The 21317-nt window shown below is 66.7% G+C and carries 21 protein-coding genes, 1 tRNA gene and 1 rRNA gene; 1 reads left to right on the forward strand and 22 read right to left on the reverse strand.

Annotated elements, in window-relative coordinates:
• Nucleotides 1-117: 117 nt before the first annotated feature.
• Nucleotides 118-528, reverse strand: a complete 411-nt coding sequence (locus tag Q7514_RS32485; protein ID WP_330137288.1) for a VOC family protein — start codon at nucleotides 526-528, stop codon at nucleotides 118-120.
• 141 nt (nucleotides 529-669) lie between these two features.
• Nucleotides 670-1320, reverse strand: a complete 651-nt coding sequence (locus tag Q7514_RS32490) for an NAD(P)-dependent oxidoreductase (RefSeq protein WP_330137289.1) — start codon at nucleotides 1318-1320, stop codon at nucleotides 670-672.
• Nucleotides 1321-1460: 140 nt separating this feature from the next.
• Here Q7514_RS32490 and Q7514_RS32495 point away from each other — a divergent pair, with 140 nt between their 5' ends.
• On the forward strand, nucleotides 1461-2468 hold the full coding sequence (locus tag Q7514_RS32495; RefSeq protein ID WP_330137290.1) for an AraC family transcriptional regulator: 1008 nt from the start codon (nucleotides 1461-1463) through the stop codon (nucleotides 2466-2468).
• 195 nt (nucleotides 2469-2663) lie between these two features.
• Here the strand turns inward: Q7514_RS32495 and Q7514_RS32500 are convergent, their stop codons facing one another.
• The 20 genes from Q7514_RS32500 to rrf all read right to left on the reverse strand — a co-directional run.
• Nucleotides 2664-2966 carry a zinc ribbon domain-containing protein gene (locus Q7514_RS32500; protein WP_330137291.1) on the reverse strand — a complete coding sequence of 101 codons (303 nt, stop codon included), beginning with the start codon at nucleotides 2964-2966 and terminating at the stop codon, nucleotides 2664-2666.
• 148 nt (nucleotides 2967-3114) lie between these two features.
• Nucleotides 3115-3188: transfer RNA gene (locus Q7514_RS32505), tRNA-Pro, on the reverse strand.
• Between the two features lie 91 nt (nucleotides 3189-3279).
• Nucleotides 3280-4710, reverse strand: coding sequence for a ribosome biogenesis GTPase Der (gene der, locus Q7514_RS32510; protein WP_330137292.1), 1431 nt, complete (start codon nucleotides 4708-4710; stop codon nucleotides 3280-3282).
• Nucleotides 4707-5369: a (d)CMP kinase gene (gene cmk, locus Q7514_RS32515; RefSeq protein WP_330137306.1), complete on the reverse strand. Its 663-nt coding sequence runs from the start codon at nucleotides 5367-5369 to the stop codon at nucleotides 4707-4709. The genes der and cmk overlap by 4 nt, the downstream gene beginning before the upstream one ends.
• A gap of 32 nt (nucleotides 5370-5401) precedes the next feature.
• Nucleotides 5402-6454, reverse strand: a complete 1053-nt coding sequence (locus Q7514_RS32520) for a pseudouridine synthase (RefSeq protein ID WP_330137293.1) — start codon at nucleotides 6452-6454, stop codon at nucleotides 5402-5404.
• Between the two features lie 10 nt (nucleotides 6455-6464).
• Nucleotides 6465-7097 (reverse strand): SMC-Scp complex subunit ScpB, encoded by a 633-nt coding sequence (scpB, locus tag Q7514_RS32525; RefSeq protein ID WP_330137307.1) that lies wholly within the window; start codon nucleotides 7095-7097, stop codon nucleotides 6465-6467.
• Between the two features lie 89 nt (nucleotides 7098-7186).
• Nucleotides 7187-8080, reverse strand: coding sequence for a segregation and condensation protein A (locus tag Q7514_RS32530; protein WP_330137294.1), 894 nt, complete (start codon nucleotides 8078-8080; stop codon nucleotides 7187-7189).
• Between the two features lie 3 nt (nucleotides 8081-8083).
• Nucleotides 8084-9004, reverse strand: coding sequence for a ParA family protein (locus Q7514_RS32535; protein ID WP_330137295.1), 921 nt, complete (start codon nucleotides 9002-9004; stop codon nucleotides 8084-8086).
• Nucleotides 9005-9340: 336 nt separating this feature from the next.
• Entirely contained in the window at nucleotides 9341-10258 is a 918-nt protein-coding gene (gene xerD / locus Q7514_RS32540; RefSeq protein WP_330137296.1) for a site-specific tyrosine recombinase XerD, read from the reverse strand.
• Between the two features lie 5 nt (nucleotides 10259-10263).
• A complete protein-coding gene (locus tag Q7514_RS32545; RefSeq protein WP_330137297.1) occupies nucleotides 10264-10890 on the reverse strand; it encodes an NUDIX hydrolase in 627 nt (208 codons plus the stop codon).
• Nucleotides 10891-10893: 3 nt separating this feature from the next.
• On the reverse strand, nucleotides 10894-12648 hold the full coding sequence (locus Q7514_RS32550) for a CTP synthase (RefSeq protein WP_330137298.1): 1755 nt from the start codon (nucleotides 12646-12648) through the stop codon (nucleotides 10894-10896).
• 172 nt (nucleotides 12649-12820) lie between these two features.
• On the reverse strand, nucleotides 12821-13765 hold the full coding sequence (locus Q7514_RS32555; RefSeq protein WP_330137299.1) for a copper transporter: 945 nt from the start codon (nucleotides 13763-13765) through the stop codon (nucleotides 12821-12823).
• Nucleotides 13762-14946, reverse strand: coding sequence for a putative cytokinetic ring protein SteA (steA, locus tag Q7514_RS32560; protein ID WP_330137300.1), 1185 nt, complete (start codon nucleotides 14944-14946; stop codon nucleotides 13762-13764). The genes Q7514_RS32555 and steA overlap by 4 nt, the downstream gene beginning before the upstream one ends.
• 98 nt (nucleotides 14947-15044) lie before the next feature.
• Nucleotides 15045-16814, reverse strand: a complete 1770-nt coding sequence (gene recN, locus Q7514_RS32565) for a DNA repair protein RecN (RefSeq protein ID WP_330137301.1) — start codon at nucleotides 16812-16814, stop codon at nucleotides 15045-15047.
• The gene (locus Q7514_RS32570) at nucleotides 16815-17753 is read right to left on the reverse strand and encodes an NAD kinase (RefSeq protein WP_330137302.1); all 939 of its coding nucleotides are present in this window, start codon (nucleotides 17751-17753) and stop codon (nucleotides 16815-16817) included.
• On the reverse strand, nucleotides 17750-18574 hold the full coding sequence (locus Q7514_RS32575; protein WP_330137303.1) for a TlyA family RNA methyltransferase: 825 nt from the start codon (nucleotides 18572-18574) through the stop codon (nucleotides 17750-17752). The genes Q7514_RS32570 and Q7514_RS32575 overlap by 4 nt, the downstream gene beginning before the upstream one ends.
• A gap of 1 nt (nucleotide 18575) precedes the next feature.
• Nucleotides 18576-18794, reverse strand: a complete 219-nt coding sequence (locus Q7514_RS32580) for a hypothetical protein (RefSeq protein WP_330137304.1) — start codon at nucleotides 18792-18794, stop codon at nucleotides 18576-18578.
• 53 nt (nucleotides 18795-18847) lie between these two features.
• On the reverse strand, nucleotides 18848-19864 hold the full coding sequence (locus Q7514_RS32585; protein WP_330137305.1) for an HAD-IIA family hydrolase: 1017 nt from the start codon (nucleotides 19862-19864) through the stop codon (nucleotides 18848-18850).
• Nucleotides 19861-21174: a hypothetical protein gene (locus Q7514_RS33285; protein WP_408016223.1), complete on the reverse strand. Its 1314-nt coding sequence runs from the start codon at nucleotides 21172-21174 to the stop codon at nucleotides 19861-19863. Before Q7514_RS33285 ends, Q7514_RS32585 begins: the two co-directional genes overlap by 4 nt.
• Before the next feature lie 65 nt (nucleotides 21175-21239).
• A 5S ribosomal RNA gene (gene rrf / locus Q7514_RS33355) occupies nucleotides 21240-21317 on the reverse strand; the annotation flags it as partial.

The raw sequence follows: 21317 nt of genomic DNA on the forward strand, positions 1-21317 counted from the left end.
CGGTGGAGGCACGGTCTGATCTCAGGACTCGGTCGGGGTCCAGCCGACGAGAGTGCTCATCCACCAGCGGCTACCAGGTATCAAGTCTGCCGGATCGGCCAGGCTTGATACCTCCCATTAGCCGACGCTGATATTGACCATCCATGGAACACCGAACTTGTCGGTGCACGCTCCGAAGCTGTCACCCCAGGGCGCCTTCTCGAGCGGCATGGTGATGGTGCCTTCGTCGACGAGTCCGTCCCAGTAGCCGCGGAGTTCGGCCTCATCGTCGCCGCTCAGCGAGATGGTGAAATTGGTTCCGGGGGTGTTGTCCATTCCGGGAGGCGTGTCCGAGGCCATGAGCACGAAACCGCTGTCCGTGGTGAGCATCGCATGCATGACCTTGCTGTCCACCGCGGCGTCGCCGGTAGGTTGCCCCTCCCCGAAGGTGCTGATCTCGAGTTCACCGCCGAAGACGGTCTTGTAGAACTCCATCGCGTCACGCGCGTTGTCACGAAAGCTGATGTACGGATTGAGTCGAGTGGTCACCGCGAGCTCCTGATCTGTCGGAGGATAGATGAGTCGGCACTACACAGATGGACTCTGTGCATTGCCGTTTCTCATCGTGCATTGCCGTTTCTCATCGTGTCCCGTCACGCTCACTCGCGGAGCCTTTCGACGGATCCCGGCTCAGGACACCGACACCGTTCTCCTCACGTTCTCCTCGTCGTCGACGGCGGAAGCAAGGACCCGACCGACCTTGCTGCGGGCAACCTGCCAGCCCGCGAGCTCGCCGCTGGTCGAGGTGAACGCGTCTCCGCCGTCGGTCGAGTCGGTCAGGTTGACCGGTTGCACGAGGGTCCAGTCGAGACCGCTCTCGTGCACGAAGCGGTCCTGGATCACGGTGTCGGCGACCTGTGGTCCGAGAAGCAGCGAGAACATGAGCTTGTAACGCAACGGCAGCCGGCCGTCGGTGTCACCCACTCCGTAGGTGGTCTGGACGATCAGGCGCCGCACGCCGTGACGTTGCATCGCGTCGATGATGTTGCGGGTCCCGGTGGACCGCACGTCGAGTGCAGTACGCGCCGGGCCCCGCAGCCGTACACGGACGGGGTTCTCGGTGATGCCGAGGGTGACGATGACGGCGTCCTGGCCGCGGACGGCGCGGTCGACGTCATCGAGACGGGTGGCGTCCCCGATCACGCCCGGGATTCGATTGCCGAATGTGTGCTGAGCGTCGGGTGTGCGGACCATGACGGTGACGTCGTGGCCGCGGTCGAGGAGTGCGGTGACGGCTGCGCGGCCGGAGCCGCCCGTTGCGCCGACGACGAGTACTTTCATGACGTTCTCCTGGGATTGTCCGGATGATGTGTCCACCGTATGAACGTTCCTCAGGACGTTCTATGACTCTCCGTCCGACCCTCACGTTCATTCGTCCCGCGGGGCTGGACGAATGAACACCCAGCGGTGAGGGTGGACACATGACGATCGAGAGGGTTCGGGAGACCGACAACGTGCTCTATCCGTGGACACCGGTCGATCCCCTCGCGGAGGCCCTTCACCTGCTGCGCATGCGCGGCGGCTTCTACTGCCGGTCGGAATTGACCGCGCCGTGGGCGCTGGAGATGCCGCCGGTGGCCGACAGCGTGAGCTTCCACCTTGTCGTCTCGGGCGAAATGTGGCTCGAGGTCCCCGATTCGGCGTCGGCACAGCTCCTGCCCGGGGATTTCGTCATCGTGCCGCACGGGGCGGGACACCTGATGCGCAGCGATCCGAGCATCCCCAGCACGGGGTGTACGGGGCGCGTGGATCTACTCCCTCAGACCATGATCGGCGACCACTACTCGGTTCTGCGCTGCGGCGGAGGTGGTGAACAGTCCACTCTGGTGTGCGGGGTCGTCGAGTTCGATCATCCGACCGCGCGACGTCTGGTGGCGTTGCTGCCTCCCGTCCTGCGGATGGACACGACCGGGTCGGCGAGGCGCAGCGCGCCGACGCAGGTGTTGTCGTTGATGGCCGAAGAAGCGCAGCACGTGCAGGCCGGTGGCGAGGCGGTACTCACGCGGTTGGCGGACATTCTTGTGATCATGGCAATCCGAAGTTGGATCGATTCCGCGCCGGCGGCCCGGCGTGGATGGATCGGCGCTCTGCAGGACCCACAGGTGGGCCGTGCGCTCGCCGCGGTTCACCGCGCCCCCGAACGGCCGTGGACGGTCGAGTCTCTTGCGCGGGAAGCGGCGATGTCGCGGTCGGCGTTCGCGGCGCGGTTCACCGAGTTGGTCGGCGAACCCGCGATGCGGTACGTCGGTCGATGGCGGATGGAGTCGGCGACCGTCGCGTTGCAGGACGGCGCGACAGTCGGTGAACTCGCATCGAGGTCGGGTTACGAGTCCGAAGCGGCGTTCTCGAAGGCATTCAAGAGGATCACAGGCGTGTCTCCTGGGTCGGTCCGCCGCCGCACGGACGGCACATTCGCCGCACGTCGGTAGCGCACCGGCATCCGTGGTGCTGTCCCGGTTGCCGGCGCTCGCAACCTCACGAGTGGTCCTGTCCGACCGCGGCGGTCGCGGCGTCGTACAGGTTCTTGATCGCGTCCGGCAATCCGCGCCCAACCCGGATTCGACACTGTCCTATACCGTTGCCTACTGGTGAGCAAACGTGAGCACGCTCGGTTTGCTTCGCCATCAGGCAGCCTCACCTTCCGGTGAGGCAGTCCCGGTCTGACCGACAGTGTTGTCGTGCCGGGTTGACGCTTCCTCGCCTGCTGCCTTCCCCGCTGCCGCGGATCGGGTCTTCTGCGTGGCTCCACGTCCGTCTCCACCCGAATCGGTGGCGGCCGGGCTACTCTCGGTACCGGTCCCGCCGAGGCGGGCAAGGTTGATCGCGGCATTACGATCACGATCGATCGTCAGGCCGCAGTGCTCACACACGTACGTCCGGTCGGAAAGGGTCAGGTGTGGTTTTCGCCTGCCACACCCCGAACACATCTTTGCTGGAAGGAAGATAGCGATCGGACTCCACCACAATGGAGCCGTACCACGTGGTTATGTACGTTGCAGTTCGTAACCCCCGACTCGATGCCACGCGAAACACGAAAAGGCCCCGGTGAGATCAGATCTCACCGGGGCCTTTCGGTCGGGCTGACAGGATTTGAACCTGCGACCACTTGACCCCCAGTCAAGTGCGCTACCAAGCTGCGCCACAGCCCGTCCACGCTCTCGTCGAGCGCTCGTTGAGATTACAACAGGTACGGACCGAAAGGCGAATCGGCTGGTCAGTGCCATTTCCGGGGATTCGGGTCTACTTGCGGCGGTCGCGCTTCTCCCGCACTCGCACGGAGACACGGACGGGGCTGCCGTCGAAGTTGAACTCCTCACGCAGCTTCCGCTCGAGGAAGCGGCGGTAGCCGGCTTCGAGGAAGCCGGTGGTGAACAACACGAACGTCGGAGGACGTGTAGCCGCCTGGGTCGCGAACATCACACGGGGCAGACGTCCACCCCGCATCGGCGGCGGTGTTGCAGCCACCACTTCCTTGAGCCAGGTGTTGAGTCGGCCCGTGGAGATGCGCTTGTCCCACGACTCGAGTGCGGTGTCCATGGCCGGCACGAGCCTCTGTACGGCGCGGCCGGTCTTGGCGGAGATGTTGACCCGCGCCGCCCACGGCACGCGCAGCAGATCTCGCTCTATCTCACGGCCCAGCTCGTGACGTCGGTCCTCGTCGACGAGATCCCACTTGTTGAACGCGATCACGAGTGCGCGACCGGATTCGACGATCATCGAGATCACTCTCTGATCCTGCTCGGTGATCGGCACAGACGCATCGATGAGCAGCACCGCCACCTCCGCGGCGTCGATCGCAGCCCGGGTGCGCAACGAGGCATAGAACTCGGCGCCCGATGCGTGGCTGACCCGCTTGCGCAGGCCGGCGGTGTCGACGAAGCGCCACGGCTTGCCGCCGAGTTCGACGACCGAGTCCACGGGGTCGACGGTGGTGCCCGCGACGTCGTGTACCACCGACCGCTCGTCGCCCGAAAGCTTGTTGATCAGGCTGGACTTGCCGACGTTCGGCTTGCCCACCAGTGCAACACGGCGGGGCCCTCCCCCACCTGTGCCCTCGCGCGGCGTGGGCGGCATCTTCTCGAGTAGATCGTCGAGCAGATCACCGGTGCCACGACCGTGCGTGGCGGACACCGAATAGGGCTGGCCGAGCCCGAGCGACCACAACGCGGCCGCTTCGGCTTCGACGCGGTCGTCGTCGACCTTGTTCGCGACGAGCAGTACCGGTGTCTTCGACCGGCGCAGGACCTTGGCGACTGCTTCGTCGACGGAGGTCGCGCCGACAGTGGCGTCGACGACCACGAGGATCGCGTCGGCGGTGCGCATGGCGACCTCGGCCTGACGCGCCACCGACTGCTGCATCCCCTTGGCATCGGGTTCCCAGCCACCGGTGTCCTGGACCATGAAGCGTCGGCCGTTCCAGTTCGCCTCGTAGGACACACGGTCGCGGGTGACGCCGGGAATGTCCTCGACGACGGCCTCGCGCCGACCGATGATGCGGTTGACCAGGGTTGACTTGCCGACGTTGGGGCGGCCCACCACCGCGACTGTCGGGATGGGAACGAACTCTTCGAGGTCTGCCCCTGTCTCGAAGTCGAGATCCCAGTCCGATTCCTCCGACCACGTGCCGTCGGCACCGTCGTTGATGTACTCCGTTGTGACGTCGTCGCTCACAGCGTCGCTCCCGTCTGCTCGGTGACCACGGCGGTCAGCGCCGCAGTCACCTCGTCGATGTTCATGTCGCTGGTGTCCACGACGACGGCGTCGTCCGCGGCGCGCAGAGGCGACACTGTGCGCGTGGAGTCGAGATGGTCGCGGCGCTGCACCGACGCAAGTACCGCGTCGTAGTCGTCGCCGCGGCCTTCCGCGATGTTCTGTGTGTTGCGTCGCTGTGCGCGTGCTTCCGCGGATGCGGTGAGGAAGATCTTCACATCCGCATCCGGGAACACTGCGGTGCCGATGTCGCGTCCCTCGACGACGACCCGGTGCGCTTTGCGGCCGAGGCGCTGTTGCGCCGCCACGAGCAGTTCGCGCACCTCCGGGACTGCGGAGACGGCGGAAACCGCTGCGGTCACCTCGGCGCCGCGGATCTCGTCGCGCACGTCCTGTCCGTCGAGCCGGATGTCCTCGACCTCGGGGTCTGTGCCGATCGACCAGGGTAGATCGGCGACGGTTGCGGCGATCGCGGCTGGGTCGGCCAGATCGGTGCGGCGGCGCAGCGCATACAGCGTTGCGATCCGGTACATGGCTCCGGTGTCGAGGTATGCGGCACCGAGATGCCGCGCGAGGCGCTTGGAGACGCTGGATTTGCCGGTGCCCGACGGACCGTCCATCGCGACGATCAATCCGCCTCCCGAAGTGCCGGTCACAGTCCCACCGCCTGGTAGAGACCGCCGACCTCGTTGCGCCCGAGGACACGGAGGGTTCCGGGGCGCTGGTCACCGAGCGCGACAGGACCGATGTTGGTACGCACCAGACGGATCACAGGATGACCGACGAAGTCGAGCAGCCGGCGCACGATGTGCTTGCGACCCTCGTGCAGATCCAGCCGCACGAGGGACTGACCTTCATTCACCTCGAGCAGCGCGAACTTGTCGACCTTGGCCGGGCCGTCCTCGAGTTCGACACCTGCCTTGAGCTGTTTGCCGACGCCGCGCGGGAGAACGCCCTTGACGGTGGCGAGGTAGGTCTTGTTGACCTCGAAGGACGGGTGCATGAGCCGATGCGCGAGTTCACCGTCGTTGGTGAGCAGCAGCAGCCCTTCGGTGTCGGCGTCGAGTCGACCGACATGGAACAGGCGCTGTCCCGCGGCGACCCGCTCGGAGACTATGTCGCCGACGCAGGGGCGGCCCAGATCGTCGGACATGGTGGACTGCCATCCGCGAGGCTTGTTGAGCACGAGATGGACGAGGTCTTTCTTGACGACCACGCGGACACCGTCGACGCGGATCACGGCATTCTCGGGGTCGACACGCAGTCCCTGCTCCCGCACGATGACCCCGTCGACCTCGATGCGGCCGCGGTCGATCATCTCTTCGGCGGCACGTCGCGAGGCCACACCCGCCTGGGCGAGGACCTTCTGCAGGCGCACGCCCTCACCGGAGGGCAGCTTCGCCGGTTCGGCGATGCTGTGCTGGTGTCGGGCGGGCTTCGCGTTGCTGATGGTCGGTGTCGCCGAGGTCCGGCGGGCCTGAGGCTTCGGTGCGGCGGGCCTGCCTCGCTTGTTCAGCGGGGCGCTTCCCTGACCTCGATGAGGCTTCTTACCTGCAGCTGCATTCCCTGCGGTGGAGTTCGGAGCATCCTGTGCGCGGGGGTCCGACCGGCGGGCCGAGGAGGATCTGCCGGTGCCCTTGCCCTTCACGGGGCGGGCGGTTCGTTTATGGTCCGGTGTGCCATCACGGCGAGCGGGCTTTTTCACTTTTTTCCTGTCAGTTCTCTGGATCGAACTCCGCGGGTGAGAGTGTCTCGGCGCGCGCGTTCTTTCCTATTCTCTCAAACCTCGGGTCCGCTTCGAGGCTGTCGCTGATGTCATCGATCACATCTACATCGGGCAACAGGGGGCCGACGGGCGGCAGATCGCTCAACGATGCGAGGCCGAGGCGTTCGAGGAACAACTCGGTGGTGGTATAGAGAGTGCCGCCGGTCTCGGGATCGGTGCCGGATTCGGCGATGAGATCACGGGCGAGCAACGTGCGCATCACCCCGTCGACGTTGACGCCACGGACCGCGCTGACGCGGCTCCGGGTCACCGGTTGCCGGTAAGCGACGACCGCGAGTGTTTCCAACGCCGCACGGGTGAGCTTGGTGCGCGCCCCACCCTGAAGGAGCTTCTCGACGTAGGGGGCGTAGTCGCGGCGGGTGTAGAACCGCCAGCCGTCGCCCGCGTAGCGCAGATCGATACCGGAACCACGCGCATCCAGATCGGCCGCGAGTGTGTGAAGGGCACGATCGGCTCGGTCGGCGGTGACACCGATCGCGGCGGCGAGCTGGTCGGCGGAGGCGGGTGTGTCGACCACCAGGAGCACCGCTTCGAGTGCCGCGGTGAGCTCGTCGTCGGCCATGTCGAGCAGTTCACCGTCCCAGGCCCGCTCGTCGCCAGGAGGGTCGGGCTGTTCCTGCGCGGGCGGTGTGGGGCCGGGAGTGTCGGCGCTCACCCGTAATCCTCCTCGAAGTCGATGGCGTTCTCGTCGTTCTCTCCGGTCCAGGCCACCTCGAGTGGTCCGAGCGGGTCGGGTTGTTCGAAGGTGACGGCGCGTTCGCGATAGAGCTCGAGCAGTGCGAGGAACCGCGCGACCACCAGTAGTCCGTGCTCGCAGTCGGCGGTGAGGACGTCGAAGCCGACCCATTGCCCGGCGCCGTTGTCCTTCAGCAGGGCGAGGATGTGCGCGGCCTGCTCGGGCACCGACACCGTCGCGACGTGCAGGTGGTCCAACCCGACGGTGGGGATCGGTTTGGGTCGGAACGCTGCAGCGGCGATCTCGGCGAAGCGCTGTGCGTCGACGCCGAGGACAACCTCCGGCACGAGATTTTCGAAGCATTCTTCGAGCGACACCGCGCGCGGGTAGCGGCGGAGTGCAGCGTTTTCGAGTTCGGCGAACTGTTCGGCGATCTGTTTGTAAGCCCGGTACTGCAGCAACCGCGCGAAGAGAAGGTCGCGGGCCTCGAGCAGCGCGAGATCCTCGGGGTCGTCCACATTCCCGGAAGGCAGCAAACGGGCCGCTTTGAGGTCGAGCAGTGTCGCGGCCACGACAAGGAATTCAGTGGTCTGGTCGAGTCCGAGTACAGGACCGAGTTGCCGCGTGTAGGCGATGAATTCGTCGGTGACCTCGTGCAACGCGACTTCGGTGACGTCGAGGCGACGCTGCGAGATCAGAGTGAGGAGCAGATCGAACGGACCCTCGAAGTTGCGGAGCCGGACCCGGAATCCGCCGGTGGCGCCCTCGGGTTCCGGAGTCCGGTCAGTGGCCTGATCGGCGACAGCGACGGTATCGACGACAGCAGCAGCGGAGTCCGCCGCGCTGGTGTCCCGGGTAGGAGCAGACACGGATCAGTGGCCGGCCCGGTGGATCACTTCGCGGGCGAGCGTCCGGTACGACTCGGCGCCACCGGATTTCGGCGCCCAAGTGATGATCGGTTCGCCGGCGACGCTGGTCTCGGGGAACTTGACGGTGCGGGAGATGACGCTGTCGTAGACGAGGTCTCCGAAGACCTCGACCACTCGGGACATCACTTCACGGCCGTGCAGCGTGCGCGAGTCGAACATGGTCACGAGAATCCCGGCGACGGCGAGGCGCGGATTGAGCCGATCCCTGACCTTGGCGACGGTGTCGTTGAGCAACGCCAGCCCGCGGAGGCTGAAGAATTCGCATTCCATCGGGATGAGCACCGAGTCGGCGCAGGCCAGAGCATTGACGGTGAGTAGGCCGAGTGACGGCTGGCAGTCGACGAGGATGTAGTCGTAGCGCTCGAGAACCGGATACAGGGCACGACCCAGCGCCTGTTCGCGCCCGACCTCGGAGACGAGCTGGATCTCGGCGGCGGACAGGTCGATGTTGCTGGGCAGCAGATCGAGGTTCTCGATGTGCGTGTCGATCAGCACGTCGTCGGTGTCTGCCCGGGGTTCGACCAGCAGATTGTGGACAGTCAGCTCGAGATCATGATGGGCGACACCGAGTCCGGCCGACAGGGCACCCTGGGGGTCGAGATCGACGAGCAGCACGCGACGTCCGCATTCGGCGAGAGCAGCACCCAGGTTGATGGTGGAGGTGGTCTTACCCACTCCACCCTTCTGGTTGCACATCGCGATGATCTTGGCTGGGCCGTGCGACGCCAGTACCGGTGGTTCGGGAATGTGCCGGCGTGGGCGGCCAGTGGGACCGAGACCCGTGTTGTCGTTCGGAGCTGCCTCGGTCCTTCCGACCGGCGCCGCCGGGGCATCTCCGACCGGCGCCGCCTCGGTGGTGTCCACTGTCGTGTCGTCCGCGGGTCCGTCGTCCCCTGGTGATCGCGGCTCGGCCGACGGCCGGTAATCGGCCACGGAACGGACCGGCGCCGGCCAGTCCTGCGTTGCCGCGTGTGCAATGTTCAGATGTGCGCTGTCTGTGGCAGATGGCCGAGGTGTGCCCACGAGCGGTGCTCCCCCTGTTCTGCGTCCTACTGTGCGTCGAGCGAGCGTAATCGTTGCCGTCGAGTTGTCGAACGGTTGCCGTTCCGTATCCGGAACGCTACCGCGTCCCTGCTTCATGAACGCTACCGCCTGGATGCCGTGTTGCGGGGGCGGACACGCATTTCCGGGGCGCCCCGATCAGCGCGCGCGGGGATGCGCGCCGGCCCAGACCTCCCGTAACGCACTCACGGTGACCAGTGTGTAGATCTGCGTCGTCGTCACAGAAGCATGCCCGAGTAACTCCTGCACCACCCGGACGTCGGCACCACCGTCGAGCAAGTGCGTCGCGAACGAATGCCGGAGTGTGTGCGGTGAAACACCGGTGGTGATCTCGGCGCGCTCGGCGGCGGTCTGCAGCACCTGCCACGCACTCTGCCGCGACAATCGTCCGCCGCGTGCGTTGAGGAACAACGCCGCGGTGTGCCCGGAGGCGAGGACGGGCCGGCCCCGCACGAGATATGCGTCGAGCGCTGCGAGTGCGGGACGTCCGACGGGCACGAGACGTTGTTTGCCACCCTTGCCGCGCAGGAGCACCGCCCGGGTGTCGGTGTCCACGTCGTCGACGTCGAGCCCCACCGCCTCGGAGATGCGGGCACCGGTCGAGTAGAGCACTTCCAACAGAGCCCGGTCCCGGAGGCCACGAGGACCATCCGCCTCACCGCCTACCGCGTCGAGAATCGCCGTCACCTGATCCACGGTGAGCGACTTCGGGAGACGTCGCCCCGCGGTGGGGGGTTTGACAGCACGCGCCACGTCGCTCGGGGTCCGGCCCTCGGCAGCCGCGAAGCGGTGTAGTCCACGTACCGCGATCAGGGCACGCGCGACCGAACTGGCTGCGAGCGCCGGACGGTCCCGGTCCGGATCGCCGCGACGCAACACCGCCACGAACTCGGCGACGTGCTCCTCACGGACCTCCGCGAGATCGCTGATCCCGCAGTCCGTGAGATAGTCCAGGTAGCGGTCCAGATCGCGTCGGTAGGAAACCAGGGTGTTCGCCGCGGCACCGCGTTCGACTGTCAGATGGTCGAGATACGTGTCGAGTTGTCCCGCCAGCACCGAGGTCACTCCCCCGCGCGGGTGCGGGAGAACGCGCTGGGCCGATCGGGCCACGGCACGTCGGCGGAGCGCAATTCGACCCCCGAGGCATTCGCGGCGGCCGATGCGAGTATGCCCGACACGGCTGTGGCGTTGACGATCTCACCGCGCAATGCCATCGACACTGCCTCGGCGAGTGGAACCCGGTCGATCTCGAGGTCGGCTTCCTCGTGTTCGGGCTCCGGCCGGTCCACCTCTGACAGGCCGCGGGCCACGAAGATCCGCACCGCTTCGTCTGTGAATCCGGGCGAGAGGGCAACGTCGACAAGCGTCTCCCAATGCTGCGCCGCGAGCCCGGTCTCCTCCGCAAGTTCACGTCTCGCGGCGTCGAGCGGCGACTCGCCGGCCTCGTCGAGGAGGCCGGCGGGCAACTCCCACAATCGCCGGCCGAGCGGATGTCGGTACTGATCGATCAGAACCACCCTGTCGCGCTCGTCGATGGCGACGACCGCTACCGCACCGAAGTGTTCGACAACCTCGCGGTGGGCGCGATGTCCGTCCGGCATCGACACCTCGTCGACGCGCAGCGACACGATGGCACCGGTATAGATGCGCTGCGTGGACAGGGTCCGGAACTCGTGTCGCTGCGCCATGCTCTAGTCCGCGTCGACGCTGGACGCGGACGCCACGGCCTCGGCCTCGGCGACGTTGCGCTTGCCGTCATCGCCGTGCACATCGACCGGGAGGCGTTCGGCCGCCTTGTACTTCAGTGCCGCGGAAACCAACCCGGCGAACAGCGGGTGCGGGCGGGTCGGGCGGCTCTTGAGTTCCGGATGAGCCTGAGTCGCAACGAAGAACGGATGGATGTCTGCCGGGTACTCGACGAATTCGACGAGTCGCCCGTCCGGTGAGGTGCCGGAGAACACCAGCCCGGACTTCGCGATCCGATCGCGATACGCGTTGTTGACCTCGAAGCGGTGACGGTGACGTTCGGAAACCTCGTCGCTGCCGTATGCCTTCGCGATGATGGATCCCTTGGCCAGCACAGCGGGGTAGGCACCGAGACGCATGGTGCCGCCGAGATCGGCTTCACCGGCAACGGCCTGTTCCTGATCGGCCATCGTGGAGATCACGGGCGCGGTGGTGTCCGGGTCGAACTCGGTGGAGGATGCATCGGCGATACCGACCGAGCGGGCCGCTTCGATGACGACGCACTGCAGACCGAGGCACAGTCCGAGGAGCGGGATCTTTCGAGACCGCGCGAACCTGATCGCCCCGAGTTTGCCCTCGATACCGCGGATGCCGAAGCCACCCGGAATGAGCACCGCGTCGACGTCGCCGAGGTGTGCCTGTGCACCGACCTCGGTTTCACATTCATCGGAGGCGACCCAGCGGATCTTGACCTTCGCGCGGTGGGCGAATCCGCCCGCACGCAGTGCTTCTGTGACCGACAGGTACGCGTCGGGCAGGTCTATGTACTTCCCGACGAGCGCTACTTCGACGGTTTCGCGCGGCTTGTGGACACGGTCGAGCAGGTCGCCCCACACCGTCCAGTCGACGTCACGGAAGGGGAGCCCGAGCTGACGCACGACATAGGCGTCGAGGCCTTCACTGTGCAGCACCTTGGGGATGTCGTAGATGCTCGGTGCGTCGGGGCACGAGATGCAGCCGGCGACGTCGACGTCGCACATCAGCGAGATCTTCGCCTTGAGGGAGGCGGGCACGTCGCGGTCGCACCGCAGCACGAGCGCATCGGGCTGGATGCCGATGTTGCGCAACGCGGCCACCGAGTGCTGGGTGGGTTTGGTCTTCAGCTCACCGGACGGGCCGAGATACGGCACCAGCGACACGTGCAGGAAGAAGCAGTTGTCACGGCCCACTTCGTGGCGGACCTGCCGGGCCGCCTCGAGGAACGGCTGGGATTCGATGTCACCGACCGTGCCACCGATCTCGGTGATCACGACATCGGGCGTGTGTCCCTCGGTGTCGGGTGCAGACATCGCCAGGATGCGACGCTTGATCTCGTCGGTGATGTGCGGGATCACCTGGACGGTGTCGCCGAGGTATTCGCCGCGACGTTCCTTCGCGATGACGGTCGAGTACACCTGACCGGTGGTGACGTTCGCGTCGGCGTTGAGGTTGCGGTCGAGGAAACGCTCGTAGTGCCCCACATCGAGGTCGGTCTCGGCTCCGTCCTCTGTGACGAACACCTCACCGTGCTGGAACGGATTCATGGTGCCGGGATCCACGTTGAGATACGGGTCGAGTTTCTGCATGGTCACGCGCATGCCACGCGCGGTGAGCAGTGCGCCGAGACTCGACGCGGTGAGTCCCTTGCCCAGCGAGGATGCGACGCCCCCACTGACGAAGATGTGCTTGGTAGGGGTACGCGATTGGCGTGACTGTGGCAACGAAGCTCCCGTGACGTCAGGTGCAGGACTTTTGGACTTCAGACGATACAGCTGGGGCCTGCCGACCCACGGAACTTCACGGTAACACCTAAGGCGGCCAGGGCGTACCCGGCTCGCGATTGTGAAGCCCCGATGCCGTGGACGTCACAGCGCGTAACGAATCCGCACACGGTCACCGTGCGGTGGATCCCACGGTGACCGCGGCTGCACCCGGCCCTGTTCCGTACCGGCCGGCGCCGCCCTCGAACTGTTCGCGCAGGGCCAGCACCGTGGTGCTCCGTCCCGCTTCGCGATCCAGATTGTCGACGGTGGAGAGTCCCGCGGACAGTGCCGCATCGGCGCGGACCACAGCGAGGGGACCGTTGCCGACGGCCGATTCTGGTCGGCCGGCGAGCACGGCACCCGCGCCACGAGCATCGACGGCCGCCGCGAAACGGGCGATGAGTGCCCCGCGGTTGCCCCCGTCGACGTCCTCGACACCGCTTCCCGTGAGCACCAGGGCGGACTGGGCAGGCTCGACAGTTCCGTCGTAGGAGATGAATCCGCCACTGCGCAGCGCGGACAAGGCGAGTTCGCGTTCCTCCGGGGTGCTGCGAGGCACACCGGTCTCGGGATCGACGAGCAGGACCGCACCCAGCAGGTCGCCCGCGAGGCTGCCCGGGTCGACGGCGCCGGTCTGCAGTTGCACACCGGCGGGAATGATATTGGTGACCGTGGTGCGGAGCATGTCGGCTCCGGCGGCGCCGAGGAACGATTCCGTCAACGACAGTCGCCCGCTGACGATGCCGCCCGCGGAGGTCACAGTACGCATCACCGCGTCGAGATCGGCAGGGTCGGTATCGGGGGTCGTCACCACGAGAACCGTCCGATCGACGAGCTCGTCGCGGACCACACGCGGCGCGACAGTGGCGTCGTAGTCGTCGGTGGCACGCAGCTCCGAGTCGAGTCGGTTGGCTCGGTCGTGTTCGGACTGAAGTTCCCGGCCCATGTCATCTTTGTCGTCGCGCAGACCGGCCACGAGGCTGTTCGACAACAACCCCGAGCCGAGAACGACGCCGAGACCGAGTGCCAAGAACACCGCGATCAGGGAGACCGCGTGCTGGCGCATCGAAATCACTCGAACTGACCCCGAACCCACTCGACGGAATCGGCCGACCAGGTGGTGAGCCAGTCGACGACGTCGCTACCGAGATTGGACACGACCAACGCGGCGATGACAGCGATCAGTGCCGCGAAGACGAGCAGCGCGATCACACCACCGGAGACCCTACTGCGATACAAGGTGGCGACAGCCTTCGAATCGACCAGTTTCGGACCGACCTTCAGTCGCGTCATGACCGCCGACGGGTTGGTGTCGCGGCGACCCTGATCGAAGAACTCGTCGAGGGAGACCGTGCTGCCCACGGTGACGACCAATGCCGCGCCGTGATGGTCGACGAGGAGGAGCGCGAGGTCGGTGGACGTGCCGGCCGCGGGGAATGTCATCGCACCGATCCCGAGATCCTGGATGCGTTCCAGTCCCGGAGCGTGCCCGTCCGGGTCTGCGGGCAGAACCACCTCCGCGCCGGACTGGAGGGTGGCGGTACCGATACCGTCCGGATCGCCGATGATCAGGTCGGGTCGATAGCCGGCCTTGGTCAGGGCATCCGCCCCGGAGTCCACGCCCACCAGGATCGGTGAATACTCCTTGATGAACGGCCGCAGGTTCTTCAGATCCTGCACATGGTCGGGTCCGCCGGTGACCACCACGACGTGCCGGTCCTGCAGGTCGAGGTCGATCTCGGGGATACCCACCCCGTCGATGAGCAGCGGGCTCTCCGACCGGATGAATTCGATGGTGTTGCCCGAGAACGCCTCGAGGTGATCCACCAGTCCGGTCTTCGCCTCGATCATACGATCGGAGATCTCGGCTTCGGTCTGTTCCTCGCCTTCGACGAGCAGACGGTCTCCGGCGTAGATCCCGCCCTCGTGCAGCCGGATCTTGGCGCCGTCCTTGACCTTCTTGAACAGGTCCGACCCCACACTGTCGATCAGGACGATGTCGTTGGCGACGAGGACTTCCGGGCCGAGGTTCGGGTATCGACCCGAGATCGACGCCGATGCGTTGACGACAGCGGAGACCCCCGCTTCGACCAGAGCGTCGGCGGTGACCCGATCGAGGTCGACTGCGTCGAGGATGACGATGTCGCCGGGGCCGACCCGACGTACCAGTTTCGCGGTGTTCTTGTCGACCCGGGCGATACCGCTCACTCCGGGCAGCGTTTCATTGTTGCGGGACAGCAGCGCCGGCATCTTCATGGTGAGAATGATGCTCCTGAGGTGCGATGCGATTGTGGAGGCGCGCCGGGCAACGCGGGGTTTCACCCTGCGTCACACCGCGACGATCGCGGCCCTGGTCAGCTCTCCCGCTCGGCGTGCGCCATGGCAAGCAACTCCTCCGCGTGCGCCCGGCCGGTCTCCGTGTCGTCGAGCCCGGCGAGCATCCGCGCCAGTTCGGTGACGCGCTCCGTGTCGGTCAAGGTGCGCACCCCGCTGCTCACCACGCCCTCCGCGTCGTCGACCTTGTCGACCACCAGATGAGTGTCGGCGAAGGCGGCGACCTGCGGCAGGTGCGTGACCACGATGACCTGGTGCGTACGTGAGAGCCTGGCCAGACGGCGGCCGATCTCCACCGCGGCACGGCCACCGACACCTGCATCCACTTCGTCGAACACCATGGTGGCGCCGCGCTCGGAGGCGGCGAGAACCACTTCGAGTGCCAGCATGACCCGCGACATCTCACCACCCGACGCGCTGCGTGCGATGGGCAGGGCCGGCGCACCGGCATGCGCGGCGAGACGGAACTCGACGTCGTCGACGCCCGACTCCCCCGCGTGCAACATACGGTCGCCCACGGGAAGAGGAGCGGAATCGCCCGTACCGGCCTCGCGGTCACGGACGTGCACATCGAGGACGGCACGACCCATCGCGAGCCCGGCAAGTTCCTTGCTCACTGCCTTCGCGAGCTTGGTGGCCGCCTTGCGTCGCGCCGTCGTCAGCGCACCCGCCGCGTCGGCGGTCGCTGCGGCTTCGCTGTCCACTTCCCCTGCGAGTTTCTCGAGCGCCTCGGACGACACGTCGAGTCGCGACAGTCGTTCGCGCGCATCGTCCGCCCAGTCGAGCACCCCGTCGATGTCGGCTGCGTACTTGCGGGTGAGCGTCTTCAGTTCGGCCTGACGGGTCAGCAGCGATTCGAGCGCGCCCTGGTCGGACGGAAGATCGCCCAGATAGCCGGACAGGTCCGCGGTCACATCGGTGATGACCGTGATGGCCTCTGCCAACCGCGGACCGAGTTCGCGCAACGCCGGATCGTCGCAGCCGTCGACACGGGACCGGGCTTCACCGAGCAGGTCCAGTGCCGACGCGGCCTCTGCGGCGTCGGCACTGTCGTATCCGGCCAGGACGCCGTGTGCAGCCGCGGCCGCCTCACGCAGTGAGTCGAGATCCGACAGGCGTAGGACGTCGGCGACGATCTGTGCGTCCTCGCCTCGCTCAGGAGCGACCGCGTCGATCTCGTCGAGCCCGAACTGCAGCCGGTCCGCTTCCTGGGCCAATTCGCGTGCCCGGTTCGTGCGGTCGAGGAGTTCGGCGCGGGCATCGAGCCACCGCCGCCGATGTGTACGGTAACGCTCTCGCAGCGCCGTGATCGTCTTGCCGCCGAATCGGTCGAGGGCAGCACGCTGCTGGTCGGGACGAAGCAGCCGAAGCTGATCGTTCTGTCCGTGCACCGTCAGGAGCGGATCGGTGAACTCGGCAAGCAACCCGACCGGAATGCTGCGGCCCCCGAGGTGCGCTCGGGACCCTCCGTCGCTGTTGACGGTGCGCACCGCGATGATGCTGCCGTCGTCGTCGCGCTGTGCCCCTGCCGATTCGAGCAGTCGCGCCACTTCTTTCTCGACATGACTGTTGCCTGCGGCCACGCTGAAGCGACCTTCGACGACAGCGCGCGACGCTCCGACCCGCACCCGTGCCGAGTCGGCACGCACACCGGACAGCAGGTGCAGGCTGGTCACGACCATGGTCTTGCCGGCACCGGTCTCTCCGGTCAGCACCGTCAAGCCTCCGTCGAACCGGGCACTTGCCTCGGTGATCACACCGAGGTTGTCGATCCGGATCTCTGCGAGCACCTAGAGTTTCCTTCCCCGCCAGCCCTTCACCGGAAGTTCGAACTTGCGCACCATCCGGTCTGCGAACGGTGCCGAATCGAGCCGCACCCATCGAACGGGATGCTTCCCACGCACGACCTCGACGCGGCCTCCGGCCGGGAGTTCGAGCGTGCGGCGCCCATCGCAGAACACCAGCCCGGCATGGCTTCCCGCAAGGGTCTCCACCGCAATGATCGATTTCGGGCTGGTCACGAGCGGACGCGCGAACAATGCGTGGGCGTTGCTCGGGATCACAAGCAACGCTTCGAGTTCCGGCCACACGATCGGGCCACCCGCGGAGAATGCGTAGGCCGTCGACCCGGTCGGGGTGGCGATGAGCACCCCGTCACCGCCGAAGGACGAGACCGGACGTCCATCCACTTCGAGAACCACTTCGAGAACGCCGAGGCGCGATTGATTCTCGAGACTTGCCTCGTTGAGTGCCCACCCGCGGTCGACGATCACATCGTCCACCCGGATCGTCACATCGAGTGTCATCCGGTTCTCGACCGAATACTGCTGTCGCACCACCTGATGGAGGGCCTCTTCGAGATGGTCCGCCTCAGCCTCGGCGAGGAAGCCGATCCGGCCCAGATTGATGCCGAGCACCGGCACAGACGCGTGCTGTGCAAGCTCGGCTGCACGCAGGAAGCTACCGTCGCCACCGAGAACGATGACCATCTCGCATCCGGCAGCCGCATCGGGACCCGATTCGACGATCCGGATCATGCCGCCGGGAACTTCCACCGCTCCGGTGCTGATCGCTTCGTCCTCGAGGACACGCAGAACGATCCCGGCATCGCCGAAGAGTTTCGCGACCCGCTGTGCGGTTGCGGCGATCTCCTCTCTGCCCGAGTGCGACACGAGCAGAACCTCGCGGCTCTGAGTCCCGGGCGCCGATTCGCCCGACCCTGTTGTCACTGAGGTCCTTCCTGCACCGCTTGTTCGACGAGTTCGACCACGCTCGTGTCGAGCTCTCCCGTGTCCGGCTCTTCCGCCCGAAGCCACAGGAAGTACTCGACGTTCCCCGACGGACCGGGTAGCGGGCTGGCGACTGCCCCCAACGTGCGGAGTCCGAGTTTCTGGGCGTCACGCGCCACATCCAGCACCGCTTCTGTCCGCAGCGCCCGGTCGCGCACGACCCCGCCGCTGCCGACACGCTCCTTCCCCACTTCGAACTGTGGTTTGACCATCGGAAGTAGGTCGGCACCCGGCTTCGCGCACCGGACGAATGCCGGTAGCACCAAGCGCAGCGAGATGAACGACAGATCCGCGACGACGACGTCGACCGGTCCCCCGATCGTCTCGGCGTCGATCCTACGCACATTTGTTCGATCGATCACATGGACACGGTCGTCGGACTGCAGCCGCCACACGAGCTGACCGTATCCGACGTCGACCGCGACGACCTCCGAGGCGCCTTCGTGGAGCAGCACATCGGTGAATCCACCGGTCGACGCACCCGCGTCGAGGCAGCGTCGGCCCGAGATCAGCAGGCCGGACGACGTGAACGCCTCGAGCGCACCGATCAGCTTGTGCGCTCCTCGCGAGGCCCACGACACCTCATCGGCTACGTCGTTGACGATCAGCGGGGTGTTCGCCTCCACTGCGGTCGCCGGTTTCGTCGCCACGGTTCCGGAGATAAGCACCCGACCCGCGGCGATCAGTTCACTCGCGTGTTCGCGGGAGCGCGCCAAACCTCGACGTACCAACTCGGCATCCACCCGTGCTCGACGCGCCATGTCAGATCTTGTCCACTGTCGACAGTGCCTGGACCAGCACGTCGTGCGCCTGCTCGAGCAGCTCCGCCTGCCGGCCGATCGCAGCAGCCGGATCGCCGACGGCGCCCTCCTCTTGCACACGCGCAAGCAAGCGGTCGACCTCGACGTGCACAGCATCGGGGTCGGCACCGGGTGCGGCGCCGGGAAGGTGTTCTCCTGGTCGTGGAATCGACGTGCTCATCGCCGACCACGCTAGTCCATGATCGGTACGACGGACACATCGCACGACCTGTGTCAGGACGCCGGGACCCATTGGGCGACGATGCGCCGGGCGACCTCGTCCAGACCCACGATGGTGCCGAAACCCGGGTGCGCCCACGCGATGTCGAGAACGCCCCGCAGCGCCGCCATGGATTCCTCCCCCGCACCCACAGCGTCGTCTCCGGGTGCAGTGGACGCGAGGTGCAGATCGTCGCCGTCGACCGCGATGGACCAGCCCTCTCCGCGCTCCACTCGCAACTCCGCTGCTGCCGTGTCCAGGCATTCCAGGGACGAAGCGACGTAGGTGGGACGCTGGTGGGAGGGTGCGCGCAGCAGATCCTCGATCGTGCTCACGCCGGTCAGGACCAGCAGTGAGTCGGCGCCTACAGCGTTTGCACCCTCGATGTCGGTGTCGAGCCGGTCACCTATCACAAGTGGGCGATCCGCCGAGGACCTGCGGATCGCATCCTCGAGCAGGGGTGCCGCGGGTTTGCCTGCGACGATCGGCGTACGCCCGGTGGCCGATTCCAGAGACGCGACCATCGAGCCGTTGCCGAGAACGAGGCCACGCTCGGTCGGGAGCGTGGAGTCGACGTTGGTCGCCACCCACAAGGCTCCCCCCCGGATGACGAGCGTCGCCTCGGCGAGGATGCGCCACCCGGTGTCGGGAGAATGTCCCTGAACGACCGCGACCGGCTTCGCATCCGCGGTCCGGACAGGTTCGAGCGACACCGCGGCGATCTCTTCCGCAAGCGCGTCCGTACCGACCACCAGAACCTTCGATCCGGTGGGGATCCGTTCGGCCAAGAGCCGAGCAGCAGACTGCGAGCTCGTCACCACCGAATCGACGGTGGCGACGAACCCGAGTTCCTGTAGATGCTCCGCGACCTCGACCGGACGTCGGCTGGCGTTGTTCGTCACGTACAACATGCGATCGCCACCACCGAGGGCTTCACGCGCTCCGGGAACCGCCTCCGCACCCCGATAGACGGTGCCGTCCAGATCGAGCAGCAACACGTCGTACCGGGAGCGCAACGTCTGCGAACTCACAGGTTGTCTCCGGTGAGCTCGTCCACCCGATCCTCCGCGTCGGTGACGCCCTCGAGATCGGCTGCCGCCGAATGCAGGAACCATTGCAGGCCTTCATCGGTACGACCGGCCGCTACCAGCGCATCTGCATAGGCGTAGAACAAGCGTGCAGCGGCGGTGCCGGTCCGTTCCGGATCGAGATCGGGTGTCTGCAGGGTCACCACGGCCTGATCGATCTGACCGAGATCCATCCGCGCACCCGCGACGACGATGCGCAACTCCGACGCCTCGTCACCGGTCAGCTTGCGGGCATCCTCACCGCGGCCGAGTTCGACGGCCTTCTCGGGGCGGCCGAGACCGCGCTCGCAGTCGGCCATGACGGCCAGCAGACCGGTTCCCCCGGACATCCGGCGTGCAGCCCGCAACTCGGACAGGGCCTCGGCCCACTCCCCAGCGTGGTACGCCGTGATGCCGGCTGCTTCACGCACGACCGCGATACGACCGGCACGCTGTCGGGCGGCACGCGCATGGGCCAGAGCGGTCCGCGGGTCGTCGTCGATCAGACGCCCCGCCATGACCAGGTGTCGGGCTACGGCGTTCGCGTTCGCCTTGTCCAGGCTCAGCAGGTCGCGGCGGATGGTCGGATCGAGTTCCGAGGCCTCCACGTCGTCCGGCAGGTCGGGTTCGTCCGGACGCGCCTCCCGACGTTGCGGCCGGACTCCATCGCGACCCTTGGGATCGAATCCTCCTTCGCCACCTCGTCGACGGGGTGCTCCCCCGCTGCTGTGGCGATCCTGGCCGCTTCCACGGCGATCGCTTCCACCACTGCTGCGACGATCGTCCCCGGCACCGCGGCGCTCCGCACCGTAGCCTCCGCGGTTGTCGTCACGAGGACGTCGTTCGTCGGAGGAGCGACGGTCATCGGAAGACCGGTTCGGGCGTCCGGAGTACCCGGGGCGGTCGCCGCGCCGGTCGTCACTGCGCCCGAAGCCGGACCCCTGCCGTCCCCGGTCGTCGCGTCGGCGGTCCCCACCGCCGCGTTCGGCACCGGAGCGGTCCTGGCGCGGACGGTCGCTGTGGGGACGAGCGCTGCGAGAATCGCCACCCCGGCGTTCCCCACCTCGGTGGTCGTCTCCGCGACGGCCGTCGCGCTCACGGTTGTCGTCGCGGCCACGAGCAGGCCGACCTTCTCCGCCGTAGGACGGTCGGCGGTCGTCTTTCCGTTCCTCTCCGCGCTCATCGTCTCGTCGGCGGTCGTCGCCGCTCCGGCCCGACCACGGAGTGGATCCTCCGCTTCGGAAGGACCTACGTTCGCCCTTGCTGTCGGACACAGGAAAATCCTTTCATGAAAACAACGAAGGGGGACCCACTAATGGGTCCCCCTTCGCAAACGGGTGTTCGGCGGCGTCCTACTCTCCCACACCCTGACGAGTGCAGTACCATCGGCGCAGACAGGCTTAGCTTCCGGGTTCGG

This window comes from Rhodococcus artemisiae (genome assembly GCF_036327795.1).
Taxonomy (GTDB): Bacteria; Actinomycetota; Actinomycetes; order Mycobacteriales; family Mycobacteriaceae; genus Rhodococcus; species Rhodococcus artemisiae.

What these genes read in the sequence shown, in the direction of transcription:
- Q7514_RS32490 (WP_330137289.1), bottom strand. Translation starts at nt 1,320, where the DNA reads ATGAAAGTACTCGTCGTCGGCGCAACGGGCGGCTCCGGCCGCGCAGCC.
- Q7514_RS32545 (WP_330137297.1), bottom strand. Translation starts at nt 10,890, where the DNA reads ATGGCGCAGCGACACGAGTTCCGGACCCTGTCCACGCAGCGCATCTAT.
- steA (WP_330137300.1), bottom strand. Translation starts at nt 14,946, where the DNA reads ATGAAGATGCCGGCGCTGCTGTCCCGCAACAATGAAACGCTGCCCGGA.
- Q7514_RS32580 (WP_330137304.1), bottom strand. Translation starts at nt 18,794, where the DNA reads ATGAGCACGTCGATTCCACGACCAGGAGAACACCTTCCCGGCGCCGCA.
- Q7514_RS32575 (WP_330137303.1), bottom strand. Translation starts at nt 18,574, where the DNA reads ATGGCGCGTCGAGCACGGGTGGATGCCGAGTTGGTACGTCGAGGTTTG.
- Q7514_RS32500 (WP_330137291.1), bottom strand. Translation starts at nt 2,966, where the DNA reads ATGTGTTCGGGGTGTGGCAGGCGAAAACCACACCTGACCCTTTCCGAC.
- Q7514_RS32495 (WP_330137290.1), top strand. Translation starts at nt 1,461, where the DNA reads ATGACGATCGAGAGGGTTCGGGAGACCGACAACGTGCTCTATCCGTGG.
- cmk (WP_330137306.1), bottom strand. Translation starts at nt 5,369, where the DNA reads ATGGACGGTCCGTCGGGCACCGGCAAATCCAGCGTCTCCAAGCGCCTC.
- scpB (WP_330137307.1), bottom strand. Translation starts at nt 7,097, where the DNA reads ATGGCCGACGACGAGCTCACCGCGGCACTCGAAGCGGTGCTCCTGGTG.